The sequence below is a fragment of the Halomonas campaniensis genome (assembly GCF_002211105.1).
In the GTDB taxonomy this organism is placed as follows: domain Bacteria; phylum Pseudomonadota; class Gammaproteobacteria; order Pseudomonadales; family Halomonadaceae; genus Vreelandella; species Vreelandella campaniensis_A.
This window is the reverse complement of the sequence record NZ_JPUA01000026.1, coordinates 49,085-66,394: the sequence shown is the minus strand read 5'-3', so window position 1 is coordinate 66,394 and position 17,310 is coordinate 49,085. Positions and strand designations below refer to the sequence as shown.

At 61.7% G+C, this 17,310-nt stretch carries 16 protein-coding genes; 1 reads left to right on the top strand and 15 read right to left on the bottom strand.

Annotation, left to right across the window (positions count from 1 at the left end; genetic code table 11):
- Positions 1-2: 2 nt before the first annotated feature.
- The 6 genes from JI62_RS09060 to cbiE form a co-directional block, all read right to left on the bottom strand.
- Positions 3-383 (bottom strand): hypothetical protein, encoded by a 381-nt coding sequence (locus JI62_RS09060; protein WP_088699851.1) that lies wholly within the window; start codon positions 381-383, stop codon positions 3-5.
- A 483-nt stretch (positions 384-866) separates the two neighbouring features.
- Positions 867-1,307, bottom strand: coding sequence for a YtoQ family protein (locus tag JI62_RS09055; RefSeq protein WP_022523082.1), 441 nt, complete (start codon positions 1,305-1,307; stop codon positions 867-869).
- Positions 1,308-1,381: 74 nt separating this feature from the next.
- A complete protein-coding gene (cobF, locus tag JI62_RS09050) occupies positions 1,382-2,149 on the bottom strand; it encodes a precorrin-6A synthase (deacetylating) (protein WP_088699850.1) in 768 nt (255 codons plus the stop codon).
- A complete protein-coding gene (gene cobM / locus JI62_RS09045) occupies positions 2,146-2,949 on the bottom strand; it encodes a precorrin-4 C(11)-methyltransferase (protein WP_088699849.1) in 804 nt (267 codons plus the stop codon). The genes cobF and cobM overlap by 4 nt, the downstream gene beginning before the upstream one ends.
- Positions 2,949-3,326, bottom strand: a complete 378-nt coding sequence (locus JI62_RS09040; protein ID WP_088699848.1) for a cobalamin biosynthesis protein — start codon at positions 3,324-3,326, stop codon at positions 2,949-2,951. The genes cobM and JI62_RS09040 overlap by 1 nt, the downstream gene beginning before the upstream one ends.
- A complete protein-coding gene (gene cbiE / locus JI62_RS09035; RefSeq protein WP_088699847.1) occupies positions 3,323-4,531 on the bottom strand; it encodes a precorrin-6y C5,15-methyltransferase (decarboxylating) subunit CbiE in 1,209 nt (402 codons plus the stop codon). The genes JI62_RS09040 and cbiE overlap by 4 nt, the downstream gene beginning before the upstream one ends.
- On the opposite strand from cbiE, the gene JI62_RS09030 reads away from it, so the two are divergent.
- Positions 4,530-5,258 (top strand): cobalt-precorrin-6A reductase, encoded by a 729-nt coding sequence (locus JI62_RS09030; RefSeq protein WP_088699846.1) that lies wholly within the window; start codon positions 4,530-4,532, stop codon positions 5,256-5,258. The two genes, cbiE and JI62_RS09030, sit on opposite strands and share 2 nt — an antisense overlap.
- A 145-nt stretch (positions 5,259-5,403) precedes the next feature.
- Here the strand turns inward: JI62_RS09030 and cobJ are convergent, their stop codons facing one another.
- The 9 genes from cobJ to JI62_RS08985 all read right to left on the bottom strand — a co-directional run.
- On the bottom strand, positions 5,404-6,153 hold the full coding sequence (cobJ, locus tag JI62_RS09025; RefSeq protein ID WP_088699845.1) for a precorrin-3B C(17)-methyltransferase: 750 nt from the start codon (positions 6,151-6,153) through the stop codon (positions 5,404-5,406).
- Positions 6,150-6,875, bottom strand: coding sequence for a precorrin-2 C(20)-methyltransferase (gene cobI / locus JI62_RS09020; RefSeq protein ID WP_088699844.1), 726 nt, complete (start codon positions 6,873-6,875; stop codon positions 6,150-6,152). Before cobI ends, cobJ begins: the two co-directional genes overlap by 4 nt.
- A complete protein-coding gene (locus JI62_RS09015; protein ID WP_088699843.1) occupies positions 6,872-7,501 on the bottom strand; it encodes a precorrin-8X methylmutase in 630 nt (209 codons plus the stop codon). The genes cobI and JI62_RS09015 overlap by 4 nt, the downstream gene beginning before the upstream one ends.
- A 194-nt stretch (positions 7,502-7,695) precedes the next feature.
- A complete protein-coding gene (locus tag JI62_RS09010) occupies positions 7,696-8,847 on the bottom strand; it encodes a cobalamin biosynthesis protein CobG (RefSeq protein ID WP_088699842.1) in 1,152 nt (383 codons plus the stop codon).
- A complete protein-coding gene (gene cobN / locus JI62_RS09005; RefSeq protein ID WP_088699841.1) occupies positions 8,825-12,655 on the bottom strand; it encodes a cobaltochelatase subunit CobN in 3,831 nt (1,276 codons plus the stop codon). The genes JI62_RS09010 and cobN overlap by 23 nt, the downstream gene beginning before the upstream one ends.
- Complete coding sequence (gene cobW, locus JI62_RS09000) at positions 12,655-13,761, bottom strand: cobalamin biosynthesis protein CobW (protein WP_088699840.1); 1,107 nt, start codon at positions 13,759-13,761, stop codon at positions 12,655-12,657. The genes cobN and cobW overlap by 1 nt, the downstream gene beginning before the upstream one ends.
- Positions 13,748-15,121, bottom strand: a complete 1,374-nt coding sequence (locus tag JI62_RS08995) for a cobyrinate a,c-diamide synthase (RefSeq protein ID WP_088699839.1) — start codon at positions 15,119-15,121, stop codon at positions 13,748-13,750. The genes cobW and JI62_RS08995 overlap by 14 nt, the downstream gene beginning before the upstream one ends.
- Positions 15,121-15,714 (bottom strand): cob(I)yrinic acid a,c-diamide adenosyltransferase, encoded by a 594-nt coding sequence (gene cobO, locus JI62_RS08990; RefSeq protein ID WP_088699838.1) that lies wholly within the window; start codon positions 15,712-15,714, stop codon positions 15,121-15,123. Before cobO ends, JI62_RS08995 begins: the two co-directional genes overlap by 1 nt.
- A partial coding sequence (locus tag JI62_RS08985; protein WP_240513187.1) for an ATP-binding protein occupies positions 15,711-17,310 on the bottom strand: 1,600 nt, incomplete at its 5' end. The genes JI62_RS08985 and cobO, both read right to left, overlap by 4 nt.

Sequence of the window (17,310 nt, the reverse complement as noted above, 5' to 3'; positions counted from 1 at the left end):
CTTCACAGATCCACCCGCAAGCACTCGAATTCGACATGACCGGTGCATGGGACCTCTCCGAAATCCAGTACAAAGCCCATCACCTCAACAAGTCCCGAAGACTGGTCGGCAACATAGCCAATTCCTTTGTATGAGAACGGCCCCGTGCGCTCAATCCTTTCTACAGCGTGCTCTTTCTTCATTTCATCCGGCCAATCAGCCAGATAAGCAGCCTTGGCATCTCCGTCTAAGACGCTCAGCTTGTTTGGCACCAAATCCCCTGGCTTAAAGTCACATGGATAGCTGAAGACAACCAGCTCTCCGAACTCGCTCTGCAGCGAGACTTTCGCAGACTCATCTCCTGGTGAGAATGGCTCAACACGCGAGACTAATAGTGGCTTCATATATGCCTAACGGTGATCAGACTGCACGTTCTGATATTGAATGAACGCGCAGCGCTGTTCAACATTCTTATCACGCGCGCCGAAATAGCACTAACCATCTAACATTTAATAAAATTAACAATAGTTTGGGAGTATGCCCAAAATTCAGGCGCGCTCTCGTTTTGCTGATCAAATCATACTCTATTCATAAAATTGGCTTAGGTCACGTGACTTTGCAGAAAAATTGAGCTGGCGCTGCCTTCGCGCCGGGCCGCCGCTGCGGGTGCCTTTTGGCTCGTTCCTCGCCAAGCATTACGCCGTACTAAGACTATGCAATTTTATGATTTTATAGAGTTTTTAGCGAAGCACACTCGCAATAGTGGCCTGGCACTCTATTGGGCTGGATTTTTTATATGGTCGATTCTTCGCGCGCTGAAGCGCCCTCCCACAACACCGGGTCAGCATCACTAATGCAGCAGTTGAGTTTGTGGGAGGCGCTTGGATTTATGCTTTGAGTACGTAGCGCAGTGTCTCGACCACCTGATCAGTAGTGGTGCACCAAGCCTGGGCACCAGCATCAACTTCTTTCAGCGGGTGAACGATGTCTTCGCTGTGCAGGGTGATATAGGGCTTTGCGAGTGCGGCACAGTAACCTGCATCGAAGGCGGCGTTCCACTGTTTGTACTGGTCGCCAAAGCGTACAACGACCAGATCAGCCTGCTCGATCATGGTGCGGGTGCGGATGGCGTTGACCTTGGATGACTGGTGGTCGCGCCAGAAGCCATTTTCCGGCTTGCCCAGGTGGTCGCCAGCGGCGTCAGAGGCGGCGTGGTCGGTCACTGGTGCGGTAAACACGATATCCAGGCCCGCGGCCTCGGCGCCGCGTTGTATTTCTTCGCGCCAATCGGTGTGGATCTCGCCGGATAGGTAAACGTAAAAGCTCATGGCCATTCCTCACAAGTTAGTTAGTTGGTTAGTAGCGCTATTTTATGGAAATTCATTCCATATTAATACCGGCACTATAGCAGGGGCTGTTTGGCCAGCAGATAAATATCCATGATCCAGCCGTGTTGTTCGCGCAGCTCTGCGCGGCGCTGGATGATCTGGTCGCCGACGTCGCTTAGCCAGCCTTTGATCAGGCACTGTTTGTCCATGCCCAGGTAGGCGCCCCACCAGATGTAGGTGTCATCTTGCGGAAGCGTGGTAAAGGCCCCGCCGCTATCTAGCATTACCGCGACGGTGGCCGCATCGCTTGGCCAGCCGCGTTCGCGTAGGCGGCGGCCGGTGGTGATTTGTACCGGCTCGGCGAGAGCGTTGAGGGGAATTTTATGTTCGGCAGTGAGCACTTGCAGGCTGGTGATGCCTGGCACTACCTCTACATCCACCTGCTTACCCGCAGCGCTTAGGCGCTGGGTAATGCGCAGGCTGCTGTCGTAAAGCGAGGGGTCACCCCATACCAGCATCCCTACCCGCCCGCCGCTGGGGAGATGTTCATCCATTAACTGCGCCCAGACGCTGGCGATGGCAGCGTGCCAGTCGTCTACCGCGCCCAGGTAGTCATTGCGACCATCATCACGACTAGGAAGATCGAACTCGACGATCTTGGTGGTCACCGGCGTTTCCAGCAGCCTTTCGCAGAGCAAGCGGCGCAGGTCGATAAGATCCGACTTGGCCTCGCCTTTGCGGGGCAGCAGAATCAGATCGGCGTTATTGAGGGCGCGCACGGCGGCCAGGGTGACGTGATCGAGGTTGCCGGTGCCGATGCCAATGAGCGAGAGCGTGATCATGGTTCGCTCTCTTGATCTTGGTTTACCGTGGCAAAAGGCGAATCCGCCGACTGGGGGCGAAAGCGGCGGTCGTAGCCTACGGCGTAGAGGCTGCTCTCTTGGAAGTCGTCGCTCTCCAGCACCGGCCCCACCAGAATTAGCGCGGTGCGCTGCATAGTGTCATCGATCAGCGCTTCTATGCTGGCTAGCCGTCCACGTACTATCCGCTCGTCGGGCCAACTTGCCCGCCACACAATCGCTACCGGGCACTGCTCGCCGTAGTAAGGCGTTAGGCTCTCTACCACCTGGGAAAGATTATGGATAGAGAGGTGGATAGCCAGCGTGGCGCCGGTGCGGGCGAAATTGGCAAGCGTCTCGTCGCTGGGCATGGCGCTGGCCCGCCCCGGCGTACGGGTGAGCACTACAGACTGGGCGACACCAGGTAGCGTCAACTCCTGGCCCAAGGTTGCCGAGGCTGCCGCAACCGCAGGCACACCGGGGGTAATGCTGTAGGGGATCTCCAGCTCGCGCAGGCGGCGCAGTTGCTCGCCCATGGCCGACCACACCGAGAGATCCCCCGAATGCAGCCGGGCGATATCCTGGCCTTCGGCGTGGGCGCGGCTGATCTCCTCCATGATGTCATCCAGCGATAGCGGCGCGGTGTTAATCACCCTTGCCCCTGCCGGGCAGTGTTCGAGTATTTGCTCCGGCACTAATGAACCCGCGTACAGGCACACCGGGCAGGCGGCGATCAGGTCGCGCCCGCGCAGGGTAAGCAGATCCGGTGCGCCGGGGCCGGCGCCGATGAAATGTACCGTCATTATCTATTTCCTTCTGCCAGTGCGGCGGTGGCCTGCCGATCCACTGAGATTATTCTTGGCCCTAGCAGCGTTGCCCCTGGGCCTGCCGCTAATAGCGCTACGGCCTCGGCCACGCTGCCCGTGCCACGCGCCTGCAAACTTTGTTCTGAATGAGTAAGCGTTGTCACAGTCGCTAGCTCGGCGTCCACCACGGCGATAACCTCGATGCCTCGTAGCCGCCCCAATTCTTCGACTAACGACAGCATTGAATGAGCCGCCGCCAGCTTATCGATAGCCCCGTAGTGCTCGACAAGCTGATCCAGCGCTTGGCCGAGCGAGCCAACCGTGGCCTCGCGACGAAAGCCAAATCCCGCTATTCTCAACGCCAATTGCTTCACCGAACGCCCCGCCACTGAACGATGGGGTAGCTGGCCTTCCAGACTCGCCGGGTGCCGATGGGGGCGGCGTTGGCCAATTCCAGGCGCAGCAGTTCGCCGCCTACTTTGTGCTGCCAGTGGGCCAGCAGCGCTTCGGATTCCAGGGTGACGGCATTGGCGACGACGCGCACGCCTTCGGGCAGGCGCTGCCATAAGTCGTCTAACAGCGTTTGGGATAACCCGCCGCCGATAAATACCGCCTCCGGCAGCGGCGTATCGTTTAGCACTTCCGGCGCGCGGCCCTCTTTGACCTCAAGCCAATCAACGCCCAGGTTCTCTGCGTTGCTACGCGCTCGCGCTGCCCGTTCAGTGTTTTGCTCAAAGCCCACCGCCTGATTATCCGGGTGAGCGAGCAGCCACTCAATGGCGATAGAGCCTGAACCGGTGCCGATATCCCATAGCCGCTCGCCGGGCATGGGGGCCAGCGCCGACAGAGTCATGGCGCGAACGGTCTGTTTGGTGATCTGGCCGTCGTGGTCAAAAAAATGATCCGGAAGGCCGGGCGTCAGGGGCAAAGCAGGGCCGTTACCGGCGACTTCCAGCGCTACCGCGACCGGATGGGCAATATCCTGGGGCAGCTCGCCATCGGCATTCAAAGCGCGTATCCGCTCGTTATCGCCGCCCAGGGCTTCCAGCACCGTTAGCAGGGAATCCCCAAAGCCGAATCGGTTAACTAGCGAGGCGAGTTCGGCCACCGCCGCGCCGTCCCTTACCAGTACCAGCAAACGCCTACCGACATGCAGGTAAGGCCGAATGCGCGCCAGTGGTTTGGCATGCAGGCCCAGGCAGGTGCACCACTCCAGCGGCCAGCCCAGGCGGGAAGCCGCCAAGCTGAAGGTGGAAGGCGCTGGCAATGACAGCCACTCGTCAGCGCCGAGATGCTGCGCCAGGGTGGTGCCCGCCCCAAACCAGAACGGGTCGTTTGAGACCAGCATCACCACCCGGCGGCCACGCTGATTGATCAGTTCGGGAATGCCATCGGCAAAGGGCACCGGCCACTCAATCACCTCGGCATTTAGGGGCGGCAAAAGACGCAGGTGACGGCGCGCGCCGAACACCACCTCGGCACTTTCCAGTGCGGCGCGGCTTGCCGCCGTTAGCGCCTGTGTGCCACCCTCCCCCCAACCTAACAGGGTCAGCCAGGGAGTGTTGTTAACCTCAACCATGATCAAGATCCTAATTCTCGGGGGAACCTCGGAGGCCAGCGCCCTGGCCAGTGCGGTTGCCAAGCGCAGGCTTCCCGCCATTTTCAGCTATGCGGGTCGCGTTGCCACGCCTAAATCCCAGCCGTTGCCGACCCGTATTGGCGGCTTTGGCGGCGTTAGCGGCCTTGCCGACTTTGTGGCCCGGGAGCGCATCTCCCATATCGTCGATGCCACCCATCCCTTTGCCGCGCAAATGAGTGCGAACGTGTTAGCCGCTGCGGCGCAGTGCGGCGTAAAGGCCATTGCCCTTACCCGGCCTGCCTGGCGACCCGTTGACGGTGACCAGTGGCAAAGCGTGGCAAGTATCGATGAAGCCGTCAGTGCCCTGGCGGGCCCGCCCCAGCGGGTGCTGCTTGCTATTGGCCGCATGCACCTTGCGGCCTTTGCCGGCCAGCCCCAGCACCATTACGTGCTGCGTTTGGTTGACCGGCCTACCAGCCCGTTGCCGCTGCCGAATTATACCGCCGTGATCGATAGAGGCCCGTTTACCTTGGAGGGCGACTTAGCCCTGCTGGAAAACCAGCGTATCCAGCGCATTGTGTGTAAAAACTCTGGCGGCGATGGTGCAGCCTCAAAGCTGACCGCTGCCCGTAGGCTCGGCCTGCCCGTGGTGATGATAGAACGGCCTCACCTGCCATCTCGTCTTGAAGTTCATACTGTTGATGAGGTTATCAACTGGATAACTTAACCCTACAAGGCTACCGAAGTCAGCGGCACATCTTGGTAGCGAGGGCAGGCTGCTGCGAGGGCGCTGTAAACCCGTCCTTGGGCGCTACTTTTCCCATCCATGGGAAAAGACCCTCGCATCAGCCTGCCCTCGCCCCTGTACATACTCACTGGGAGAAACGCGGCGTATACACCAGCGGCGCTCCATCCCGCTCAATCAATCGCGTCTGCTGAGAACCGACAATCACCAGCGTGCGCATATCGGCCATTTCCGGCGTCGCTTGCCCTAGGGTGGTGACTCGAATTGACTCTTCCGGGGTTGAAACCGCCCGGGCGAAGATGATCAATCGATCCGGCCCGCAGGCTTCCCGCAGTACGTCCAGCGTGCGCTCGAAGCCCGCCGGGCGCGCCTTGGAGCGCGGGTTGTAAAACGCCATGGCAAAGTCGGCCTCGGCGGCCAGGCGCAGGCGCTTTTCAATTAGCGCCCAGGGCTTGAGATTGTCGGATAGATTAATGCAGCAGAAGTCATGCCCCAGTGGCGCGCCGACGCTTGCGCTGGCGGCCAGCATGGCGGAAATGCCCGGCAGTACCTGAATATCCAACATGCGCCACTGGGCATCGCCCGCTTCCAGGGCCTCGAACACCGCCGCGGCCATGGCAAAGACGCCGGGGTCGCCGGAAGACACCACCACTACCTTATGGCCTTCAAGCGCCAACTGTAGCGCCTGCTCCGCGCGGCGGATCTCTTCGCGGTTGTCCGAGCCATGGCGAACCAATCCAGCACGCGGCGCAACCCGATTAACGTAGGGCACATAGCCCACCACGTCGGTGGCTTCCTGCAGTGCGGCCGTTACCTCGGGAGTGACCATGGCCTCTGAGCCCGGCCCCAGGCCAACGATTTTCAGCCAGCCGCTCATGGCCGCCTCCCGTGGCCATGGATCAGCACAATCGAGAAGTACGGCACGCTCTCGCCCACATCCGCCAGCGGCAATACGCGTTGTTGCGTCATGGCGGCGTACTCGATCAGCCAGGCTTCGCCTTCGCGGCCAGCGTGAACCAGGGCCCGGCGTAGCTTGGCCAGGTTGCGGCCTATCTTCATCACCACCAGCGCGTCGGTCTGGGCTATGCGTTCGGCCAACACTTCTTCAGGTAGCGTTGCCATCAGCACGGTCATGATGTCATCGCCCCAGGTAATGGGCTGGTCGGTGGCCGTCCACGCCGCCGACATGCCGGTAATCCCCGGCACCACCGAGACGGGCACGCGGTTCAGCAGCCGGGTGTAGAGGTGCATAAAGGAGCCGTAGAAGAACGGGTCGCCTTCACACAGCACCACCACATCGCAACCGGCTTCTGCCATCTCGATCAGTTGGGCCACGCTGCGTTCGTAAAAAGCCGCCAGCAGCTCATTGTAGCGCGGGTCGTCAAAGGGAATTTCCGTGGTGACCGGGTACTCCATGGGCAGCTCGATTGCGCCAGGCGGGATCATGCCCTCCACGATGGCACGCGCATGCCCGCAGCGGCCCTTTTTACGGAAATAGGCCACGTGGGTCGCGCCGCGTATCAGGCGGTCGGCGCGCACGCTCATCAAGTCTTGGCTACCAGGGCCCAGGCCAACGCCGTATACCGTTCCCAGGGTCATTCGATGCGATCCGCCATGGCGTTGATGGCCGCTACCGTCACGGCGCTGCCGCCCAGGCGACCGCGGACGATACAGCTGGGCAGCGCGGGATTCGCCAACAGCGCTTCCTTGGATTCGGCGGCGCCGACAAAACCTACCGGGCAGCCGATAATCGCCGCCGGGCGCGGGCACGCTGGGTCTTCGAGCATATTGAGCAGATGAAACAGTGCGGTAGGCGCGTTGCCAATGGCGACCACGGCGCCTTTCAGGTGCGGCCGCCACAGTTCCAGCGCCGCCGCCGAGCGGGTGTTGGCCATTTCCTGGGCGAGGCCGGGCGTGCGCTCATCGTTAAGGGTGCAGATGACCTTGTTGTCAGCGGGCAGCCGCTTGCGGGTGATGCCTTCCGAGACCATGCGGGCATCGCAGAGGATCGGTGCGCCCTGCTCTAAGGCAGCGCGGGCCTTATTGACCACGTCGTTTTGAAAATGAATATGCGCGGCCAATTCAACCAGCCCGGCGGCGTGAATCATGCGCACCGCCACGGTCTCTTCTTCCACTGAAAAGCGGCCAAGCTCGGCTTCACTGCGAATAATCGCAAACGACTCCCGGTAAATCGCCGGGCCACTGGTTTCGTACTTATAGGGCACCCAAACTCTCCAAATAAACTAATTCGCAGTTGCTGGTCTGCAAGGCCTCCGTGCCAGGACAGGTTTCCGCGAGGGCGCTGTGAACCCGTCCCTGGGCGCTACTTTCGACGTCCTGTCGAAAGACCCTCGCTACAACCTGCCCTGGCACTCAGCTATCCAGCATATAAGCCACTATTTTTTTAATATCGATAAACCTAACGGCTTTCGCTGAGCTTTTTTATAACATCCAACGCCTCACTCTCAGTGAGGCCTGTCTTAACCGGCGTGCTATCGGCACTGCCGTTAACAATAAGATTAAATCGGCCTGCCTCGCCGACCAGGCATACATCGGCCGGTGAACGGCGGGCGCAGCCCTTGGCACAGCCAGATATATGCACCGCTCCTTCCACCCAGCCGCTTAGCTTCTCGGCAAGCGGCTGGGTGGCGACACTCGCCTGTTCGCAAAAGGGCGCGCCGGGGCAGGCGTCCATCGCTAGCCGCGGGTCACTATTATGACGGATCAAGCCATCAATCGCGGGTAGTGTATCGCAATCCTGCAACAACAGGTGCCGCCAGGGAGTGACCTGCACGACGCGGGCACTTGTTTGGGAGACAGCCTCGCGAAGTGTTTCAGCCGCCACCCGACCAAAAGGAAGGCCAACCACCATGCCCTCGCGATGTTCGCCCAGCGTCAGCTTCTCGCCGGGGGGCGCGGGGGCGGTATCAGCCTGCGCCCAATCGGGCAGCGGTGCTGTATGCCGCCGCATACGCCCCGCATCCCGGCCGCCGCTGTCCACGAACCAGTGGGTCAGGCGGATCAATTGCTCGACGGCGGCTTCAACATCGCTCACCGCCGTGCCTTGCGCGTAGCCATCGGCGCGTACCAGTAGGCCGCCTGCCATTGAGCGCTCGATACGAAAATCGGCGGCGCTGTCGCCAAGTACCGGCGTTTTTCCCGCATCGATGGCGATGCCCACCTTGCCGGGCATGGTGGCTAATTTGCTACCCCGCGCCTGCAAGAGGCGGGCAATGGTAGGGGTGTCATCGCCCTTTTGCCAGGCGGGCGCCAGCATCAGCTGTGGCTGGCGTTCTGCTTCGGGGTCGTCGCTCACCAACTGATGCTCGACCAGAAACGCCATCAGCGGCGGCCAGCTTTCGTCAGTCACCCCACGCAGCTGCAGGTTGGCCCGGCTGGTCAGTTCGATTAAACCGCTGCCGTAGGTTTCGGCGGCGTCGCATAGTGCCACTACCTGTTCCCGCGAAAGCTGGCCCAGCGGTGGGCGCACGCGCACCAGCAGGCCATCGCCGGTGGCCATGGGGCGCCACGCGCCGGGGCACCAGCCTTTAATGCGCGGGCTGGGCGACATGACCACTGGTCTCTTTGGCTTCGTCCATTTCCAGCAGCAGATCCTGTAGCGCTTGGCCGTGCTCGCCTGGGTCTTGCCACATGCCCCGCTGGGCCGCTTCGAGTAAGCGCTCGGCCATCTCTTCCAGGGCGGCCGGGTTGTGCTCGCGCAGGAACTGCTGATTGGCGGCGTCGAGCACCAGGGCGTCGCTCACCTGGGCGTACTGGTAGTCGGCAATCAGGTCGGTGGTGGCGTCGTAGGCAAACAGGTAGTCCACCGTTGCGGCCATCTCAAAGGCGCCTTTGTAGCCGTGCTCGCGCATGGCGTTGATCCACTTGGGGTTCAACACTCGCGAGCGAATCACCTTCGCCAGTTCTTCTTTCAAAGTGCGAATCTTGGGCATCGCGGGGTTGGCGTGGTCGGCGTGATAAATCTCCGGCGCCTTTCCGCTTAGCGAGCGGGTAGCGTTGGCCATGCCGCCTTGGAAGGCGTAATAGCTGTTGGAGTCGAGAATATCGTGCTCGCGGTTATCCTGGTTTTGCATCACCGCATCCAGCCCTTGAAGCTGCTGCTCGAAGGCGCCGCGTGCGGCCGTGCCCGACTCCTTAAACTGGCCGTAGGCGTAGGCGCCTGCCCCCAGGTAGGCCTCGGCCAAATCGTCGGCGCTGTCCCAGGCGCGGTTTTCAATCAGCCGGTTTAAGCCCGCGCCGTATTCGCCGGGCTTACTGCCAAATATTCGGTAGCTCGCTTCCTGGGCAGCCATCTCGGGGCTTAGCCCCTGCTCTTCCAGCTCCTGCTGGCGGGAAAGCACCGCCTCACGGATGGTGTTGCTGTTGCCCGGCTCTTCATAGCTCGCCACCGCCTGCACGGCGGCGTCAAACAGCCGAATCACGTTGGGGAAGGCATCACGGAAGAACCCGGACACCCGTAGCGTGACGTCGACCCGTGGGCGATTGAGCAGCATCGACGGGATCACCTCAAAGTCGCTCACCCTCTGGGAACCCAGCGACCAGATGGGCCGCACGCCCATCAGCGCGAAGGCCTGGGCGATGTCATCGCCGCCGGTACGCATGGTGGCGGTGCCCCAGATGGATAGCCCCAGCCGCCGCGGGTAGTCGCCGTGATCCTGCAGGTAGCGTTCGACAAACGCCTGGGCGGACTTTTCGCCCAGCGTCCAGGCGGCGGGCGATGGAATCGAGCGGTTATCGACGCTGAAAAAGTTACGCCCGGTGGGCAGCGTATCCAGCCGCCCCCGGCTGGGCGCACCGCTGGGCCCAGCGGGCACGAAGATGCCTTCCAGGCCGTCGAGCAGCGACTTAATCTCCATCTTCACGCCGCGCTGCATGGTGACCCATAGCTGGTCGCGGGCGTAGCGCAGTTGCGCTGCCGTAGCGGGGTAATCCTGGGCCAGGTCATCCAGGCAGCCGTCTGCCAATACGTAGTCGGCCACCCAGCGCTCGGCCAGCAGTTCCAGGCGCTCGCGGGCATCCGCCCCGGTGCGCCAGGGGGTATCGAGCTGCTGGCTTAAAATAACCGGTTCGGGGCCCTGCCAGGGCTCGTTGCCCGCGGCTAACGGGTCAAAATCCAAGCCTAGATCGCTGGCCAGGTTGTGCAGCAGGCCGCGGCTTGCCACCGTTTCGCCACGGGGTAGCCGCAACAGCGCCACCAAGGTGCCCGCCCGCTTCTCTTCAGGCGGCAGCGTGCCAAGAATATGCAGGCCGTGACGGATCTGCGATTCCTTGATGTCGCACAGAAAGGTATCCAGTTCGTTAAGAATCTCGGCGTCATCAGCGCTATCCACGGCGTGCGCCAGCTCCTGGTCGATACCGGTATCACGCAGGTGGGCGAGGATCTGGCTGCGAATCAGCGCTTCCCGGCGGGGATCCATATCCAGCGCTTGGTAATACTCGTCGGTGAGGGCTTCAAGCTCGGCCATGGGGCCGTAGAGTTCGGCCCGCGCCAGCGGCGGCATCAGGTGGTCGATAATCACCGCCTGACTGCGCCGCTTGGCCTGGGCGCCCTCGCCGGGGTCATTGACGATAAACGGATAAAAGTGCGGCAGCGGCCCCAGGGCAATATCTGGCCAGCAGTCGGCGCTTAGCGCAATGCTTTTGCCCGGCAGCCATTCTAAATTACCGTGCTTGCCCACATGGATGACCGCATCGACCTGGTAGTGCGCGCGCAGCCAAAAATAAAACGCCAGGTAGCTGTGGGGCGGCGCCAGCTCCATATCGTGGTAGGACTGGGTGAGATCGTCGATAAAGTCGCGTTCCGGCTGGATACCCACAAAGGTCTCACCCAGACGAATACCCGCGATCATCAAGCGCCCCTGGCGGCATTTGGGGTCTTCATGAGGCGCACCCCAGCGCGTCCATACGGTTTCCTGCAGCTCGGTGGGCAGGGTTTGAAACCAGGCCAAGTAGTCGTCAACGCTGATACTCTGCCAGCAGGCGCGCTGGTCGAGGCTGCCGTGATCGTTGGTTACCGCGCCCTGAAGCTGGCGGATCAATTCATCGCCATTTTCCGGCAGCTCGCTTAACGGATAACCCGCCTCCTTCAGGGCGCTTAAAATCTGCAGCGTCGACGCAGGCGTATCCAGCCCGACCCCGTTACCGATCCGGCCATCTCGATTGGGGTAGTTGGCCATGATTAGCGCGACACGCTTCTGCCCGTTGGGGGTTAAGCGTAGCGAACAAATGCGCCGCGCCAGCTCGGCCACAAAGGCGGCCCGCTCCGGGTGGATCACGTGGTGGGTTACCGCCAGCTGGCAGCGCGGGTTGTAGTGGGCTTCGGCTTTAAAGCCCACCGCCCGGGTGATGATGCGGCCATCCATCTCGGGGAGCACCACCTGCATCGCCACATCGCGGCTATGCAGCCCGGCGGCCATGCCCTGCCAGTCTTCGCTAGTGCTGCTGGCAAGAATCGCCTGGAGCACTACGGGTCGGCCCACAAACAGGTTGTCGGGTAGTTCTTCCCCCTGGGCATTCAGCCCGTCGGCGTTGCGGTTGACCGCAAAGCTGGTGGTATTGATTACCAGCATCGCGCCAGTCTGCTCAATCAGGTGATTGATAAAGTCAATGCACGGCCCTTCTTTCAGGGACGCCACGGCGACCGCCAACGGCTCCAGCCCCTGGTCTTTAAGTGCTGCCAGCAAGCCGTCGGGTACGGCGGTGTTCGCCCCCTGCAAATGGCTGCGATAAAACAGCAGCAGGCACACCGGCCGCCCCGGCACCTGGCGATCGCGCCACTCGCTGAGGCTTGACGCCTGCTGCTCCTGGGACGCATAAATCACCGCGGGCGGGATGACCTTGGGCTCCTGCCAGTCGCCCAGCGGCTTGTCCATGTACTCATTGGCGACAAAGCGCAGCAGCTGCTCGGCGTTATCGGTGCCACCCTCTCGCAGGTAGCGCCACACGCGGTACGCGTCATCGAAGGCGATGGTGGAATCTTCCAGCAGGGCGTCATCCGGGGCATCGCAGCCCGGCACCAGTATCAGCTGGCGCTCAGATTTCGCCGCCGCCCAGGCGAGCAGGCGTTCATGGCCGTACTGCCAGTAGGCCTTGCCGCCCAACAGCGAGACGATGACCAGCTGAGCCTTTTCCAACACCCGATCTTCGTAGAGATCGTAGGCGGCCGGTTTTACCAGATTCATCCAGTTGGCCAGTCGCACCGAGGGGTACGCCTCGCCCAGTCGGTCAACCGCCTGGGCCAGCGCCGACAGGTTGCTATCGGCGGCGGAGAGTATCACGACCTCGGCGGGGCTCTGTTGCAAGTCGATAATGCCTTCATCATCGACAAAGCCTCCGGGCTTGGCGGCAAATAAGTGCATTAGGTAGCCGTTTGAACCTCTGCTTCAGTCAGCGCGTCACGTAGCGCTGCGCTATCCAGGTGTTTGCCAATAATCACTAATTGGGTTTGGCGGGTTTCGTCCTGAGCCCATAGCCGGTCGAAGTAGCCTTCCAGTCGCTCGCCCACCGCCTGGATGACCCGACGCATGGGCTTGCCGGGAATCGCTGCAAAGCCTTTGGCGCGGTAGATTTCGTGGCTTTTCAGCAGCTGTTGCAGCTTGTCGGCCAGGATGTCGCCATCGACTTCGCCCAGGGTGATCACGCAAGAATCAAAGTTATCGTGGGCGTGGTCGTGGTGAGCGCCTTCAGCGTGGTGCTTGTCGTGGTGATTGGTAATGCTATCGATGTTTTTTTCGCTTGCTGCACCGATGCCCATCAGCGCTTCCAACTGGGTGGTGTCGGTGGTCTGGGTCTGATCGATAAACAGCGTTTTCACCGAGGCACTCACCCGAGCCTGAATCACCGCTTCCACTCGGGCACGCTCTTCCGGGCTGAGCAGGTCGGCTTTGCTGACCAGCACCAGATCCGCCGCGCTGAGTTGGTCATCGAGCAGCTCGCGAAGACTGGGGTCGTGATCCAGGCTCTCGTCGGCGAGGCGCTGGGCGGCCACCTTGTCCACGTCGCTGGCATAGCGCCCGGCGGCCACGGCGGGGCCGTCGATCACGGTAATAATCGCATCCACGGTGCAGTGCTGGCGAACGTCGGGCCAGTTGAACGCCTGCACCAGCGGTTTAGGCAGCGCCAGGCCGCTAGTTTCGATCAGGATGTGGTCGATATCATCGCGGCGGGCGACCAGCTTTTTCATCACCGGCAGAAACTCTTCTTCCACGGTGCAGCAGATACAGCCGTTGGCCAGTTCATAGATGCTGCCGTCTTCACCGTCTAGCTGCCCGCCTTCGCTACCCTCTTCACACCCCAGCGCACAGCTGCGCAGCAGGCTGGAGTCGATATCCTGCTCGCCGAACTCATTAACAATCACGGCGATCCGCTTGCCGGTGACTTGACGCAGAATATTGGCCAACAGCGTGGTTTTGCCGCTGCCCAGGAAACCGGTCACGACCGTGGCAGGAATTTTATTGAGTTGCATGAATGAACTCCTCACTTTCGAATTGCTGTTCGGCGGGTGCCGAGCTTGATAAAAACAAGCGGGCCACAGCGTCAGGATTATTAGGGAAAAACAGATGTAGATAGGTCGCCGTCAGGCGCTTTTGGCGGTAAATCGCCTCTCCCGGTGCGGGGTGGCGCTGGCGTCGGCCGTGGCCAATCGGCTCGGGGGTGCCTTCCGCCATGGAGCGGTGGTGCGCATGGCCGCGAACCGGGCCTTCCGGCAGCTCGGCGGTTTGCATCCCCTGGCAGCCACGACGCCCGCGCATGGCCCCCTGCCCAGGCAGCAGGCCCAGCATGGTATGGGTAATATCGTCGTAGTCGGTCAGGGTTTCCAGGCAGTACAGCAGCCCGCCACACTCGGCCAGAATGGGCTTGTCGGCGCGGTAAAAAGCCTCAATAGCCGAACGCATGGCGCCGTTATCCGCCAGCGTTTCAGCGTGAAGCTCCGGGTAGCCACCGGGCAGCCACAGGGCGTCGCACTCGGGCAGGTGGCTATCCGTCAGCGGTGAAAAGAAGCGCAGCGTTGCGCCCATCTGCTCCAGCAGATCGAGGTTGGCTTGATAGACAAAGCTGAAGGCGGCGTCCCGGGCCACGCCAATGGTGTGGCCGTTGAGCAACGGCTTAGCGGCCGCAAGTTGTTCCTGGGGGGCGGTAAAGGTCACCGGTGAAAGCGCGGCGAGCGCATCCAGCAGCCCAGCGGCTTCCAGCGCTTTAGCACCCGCTTCGAAGCGGGCTTCCAGATCCTCGCGAATCTCCGCCGCCTGCACGAGGCCCAGGTGGCGCTCGGGGAGCGACAGTGCAGGGTCGCGGGGCATAGCGGCTAGCAGGGGAATCGTCGGCGGCAGCGCGCCTTCGATCAACTCGCGGTGGCGCTGCGAGCCGCAGGCATTGGCGATTAGCCCGGCGATATAAATGTCATCGCGAAAGCCGACCAAGCCCGAGACCAGCGCGGCGGCGGTCTGGGCCATGCCTTTTACATCCATGACGATCGCCATGGGAATATTAAACAAGGCCGCCAGATCGGCGCTGGAGGGCTCGCCGTCGAACAGCCCCATGGCGCCTTCCACCAGGATCAAGTCCGCTTCGCAGGCGGCGTCATAAAAGCGCTGGCGGCAGTAGGCTTCGCCTGCCATCCATAGATCCAGCTGATCCACCGGCTCGCCGGAGGCCTGGGCCAATATCTGCGGATCCAGGTAGTCCGGGCCGGTCTTGAACACCCGCACTACCTTACCCTGGTTGCGCAGCAGGCGCGCCAGACCCGCCGTGACGGTGGTTTTGCCCTGGCCTGAGGCCGGGGCGGCGATAAACAGCGCGGGGCAGCGAGCGGTTGGCGTCATCATCAGTATTCGATCCCCGCCTGGGCTTTGACGCCGCCGCGAAAGGCGTGGCGCTCATCTTGAACGACGCTGATGGTATCGGCGATCTCCTGCAGCAACGTGGCCATGGTGCGCCCAGTAATAATGACGTTCTGGTGCGCCGGGCGGCGCTGAAGCGCTTCCACCACCGGTTCGGGGTCGAGATAGCCGTATTTGAACATATAGCTCATCTCGTCCAGCACGATCATATGATAGGCGGGATTCTCCAGCAGCCCTTTGGCGACGGCCCAGGCGGCCTCGGCGGCTTCGATATCCCGCTCGCGGTTTTGGGTTTCCCAGGTAAAGCCGTGGCCCATGATGTGCCAGTCAAGCTTGGGATGATCGCGAAAGAACAGATACTCGCCGGTTTCGCGGCGGCCTTTGATGAATTGAATTACCGCGCACTGCTGACCGTGCCCCAGTGAGCGCGCCATGGTGCCGAAGGCGGAGCTACTTTTGCCCTTGCCGTTGCCTTTGAGCAGAATCAGCACGCCGCGCTCTTCCGTGGCGCGGCTGATGCGCTCATCGACCACGTCTTTTTTGCGCTGCATGCGATTGAGGTGGCTTGCGTCGCTCATGAGAAGTTCCCAGGTTGATGTGCAGAAACAGTATGCGCCAAAGAGGGTTTGCCAAACGAAGCTGGCCAGTAGCGAGCGCCCAGCTGTTGGGCGATGCGCGCGCCCTGCCCGCGCTTGACTTTGGCCTGTTCGGTATCGATCAGCAGGCACTCCTCCAGCGGGGCGAGATCGTCAACGGTTTCCCGGGTGCGGCCATCGGTAATCAGATAGGTGCGCACCTTCAGACCGGGTTCGCGGCGCTGCCACTGGCGGATCAGCCGCTTGGCTTCAATAATCGCTTCCCGCAGCGGGGTGCCGCCACCGCCTTTGGCGCTGTCGAGAGTGCCCCGCGCGTTTTTAGGCGCTCGGCGACGAGAGAGTATCGGCACCACCCCGCCATTACCAAACCCCAGCACCGCTACCTGCTCCCGCGCGGCGTAGGCTTGGGTCACCAGCGATTCAACCAGCCCTTTCGCCTGACCCAACAGGCGCTGGCCCAGAGTCGAGCCGGAGGTATCCAGCAGCACCAAGTGCGCCGTCGCCTGCCCCGCCCGGGCCTTGCGCATTTTTAACTGCTGCCAGGGCCACTGGCCGCGGTTGGCGATAATGGTCGCAAAGCCGTCCAGTCGCGAAGTCGTCACCTGGGATCGCCCCTGGCCCAACGCCCCGCCTTTGCCCGCGCTAGCAGCGGTATGGGCACGCTTACCCCGCTGAGCAAACTCATCGCTATCGGGCAGTTTCAGTGCTGGCTGGCTAATCGACGCTTGAGCCGTGGGAGGCATGGCGCCCCACTGGCCCTGTTCACCGCGCTGACTAGACGTCCCGCCGCTGGGCGCGTTATTAGCTGCCGACGACCCGCCCTCGCCTTGCGAAGGCGTTTGATTAGTCGGCGATGACAGCGGACTTTGCTCTGGCGGTTGGGTACGCCGATGCGCCAGCACCCAAGGCTCGACGGTATCGATATCCTGCTGCTCCACGCCACCCACGCCACGCCAGGCAGCGTGGGCCTGTGCAGCACGGTGCCAAGTAACGTCTGCCCGTAAGCCTTCAACCCCGGCGGCCTCACAACGGTTGGCAATCGTTCGATACACCCAGGAGTCGGTGGTGATCTCTTTGAGCAAACGCTGGGCTTTAGCAATACGCTCGGCCAGGGCTGCCTGGGCATGTTCATAGTTTTGCAGCGTGCCAGCAGGATCGCGGTCAAAGGCCTCCCGCTGCTGCACGATAGCAATACGCTCGTCGATGCTGATGGACCCCGCCTGCTCAAGGCAGAGACCAAAGCGATCAAGCAATTGTGGGCGCAGCTCGCCTTCGTCCGGGTTCATGGTACCGATCAGGCTGAAGCGCGCCGGGTGGGAGTGGCTGATGCCATCGCGCTCGACGATATTGGTGCCGCTGGCGGCCACGTCCAGCAGCAAATCAACCAGGGTATCCGGCAGCAGATTGACTTCATCTACATAGAGCACCCCGCCGTCGGCTTTAGCAAGCAGCCCGGCATGAAAGGTAGCTTCGCCATTAGCCAGTACCTTTTGCAGATCCAGACTGCCGACCAGCCGATCTTCACTAGCACCCAGCGGCAGAGTGACAAAAGGGGCACGCTGCCCTTCGCTATCGCCA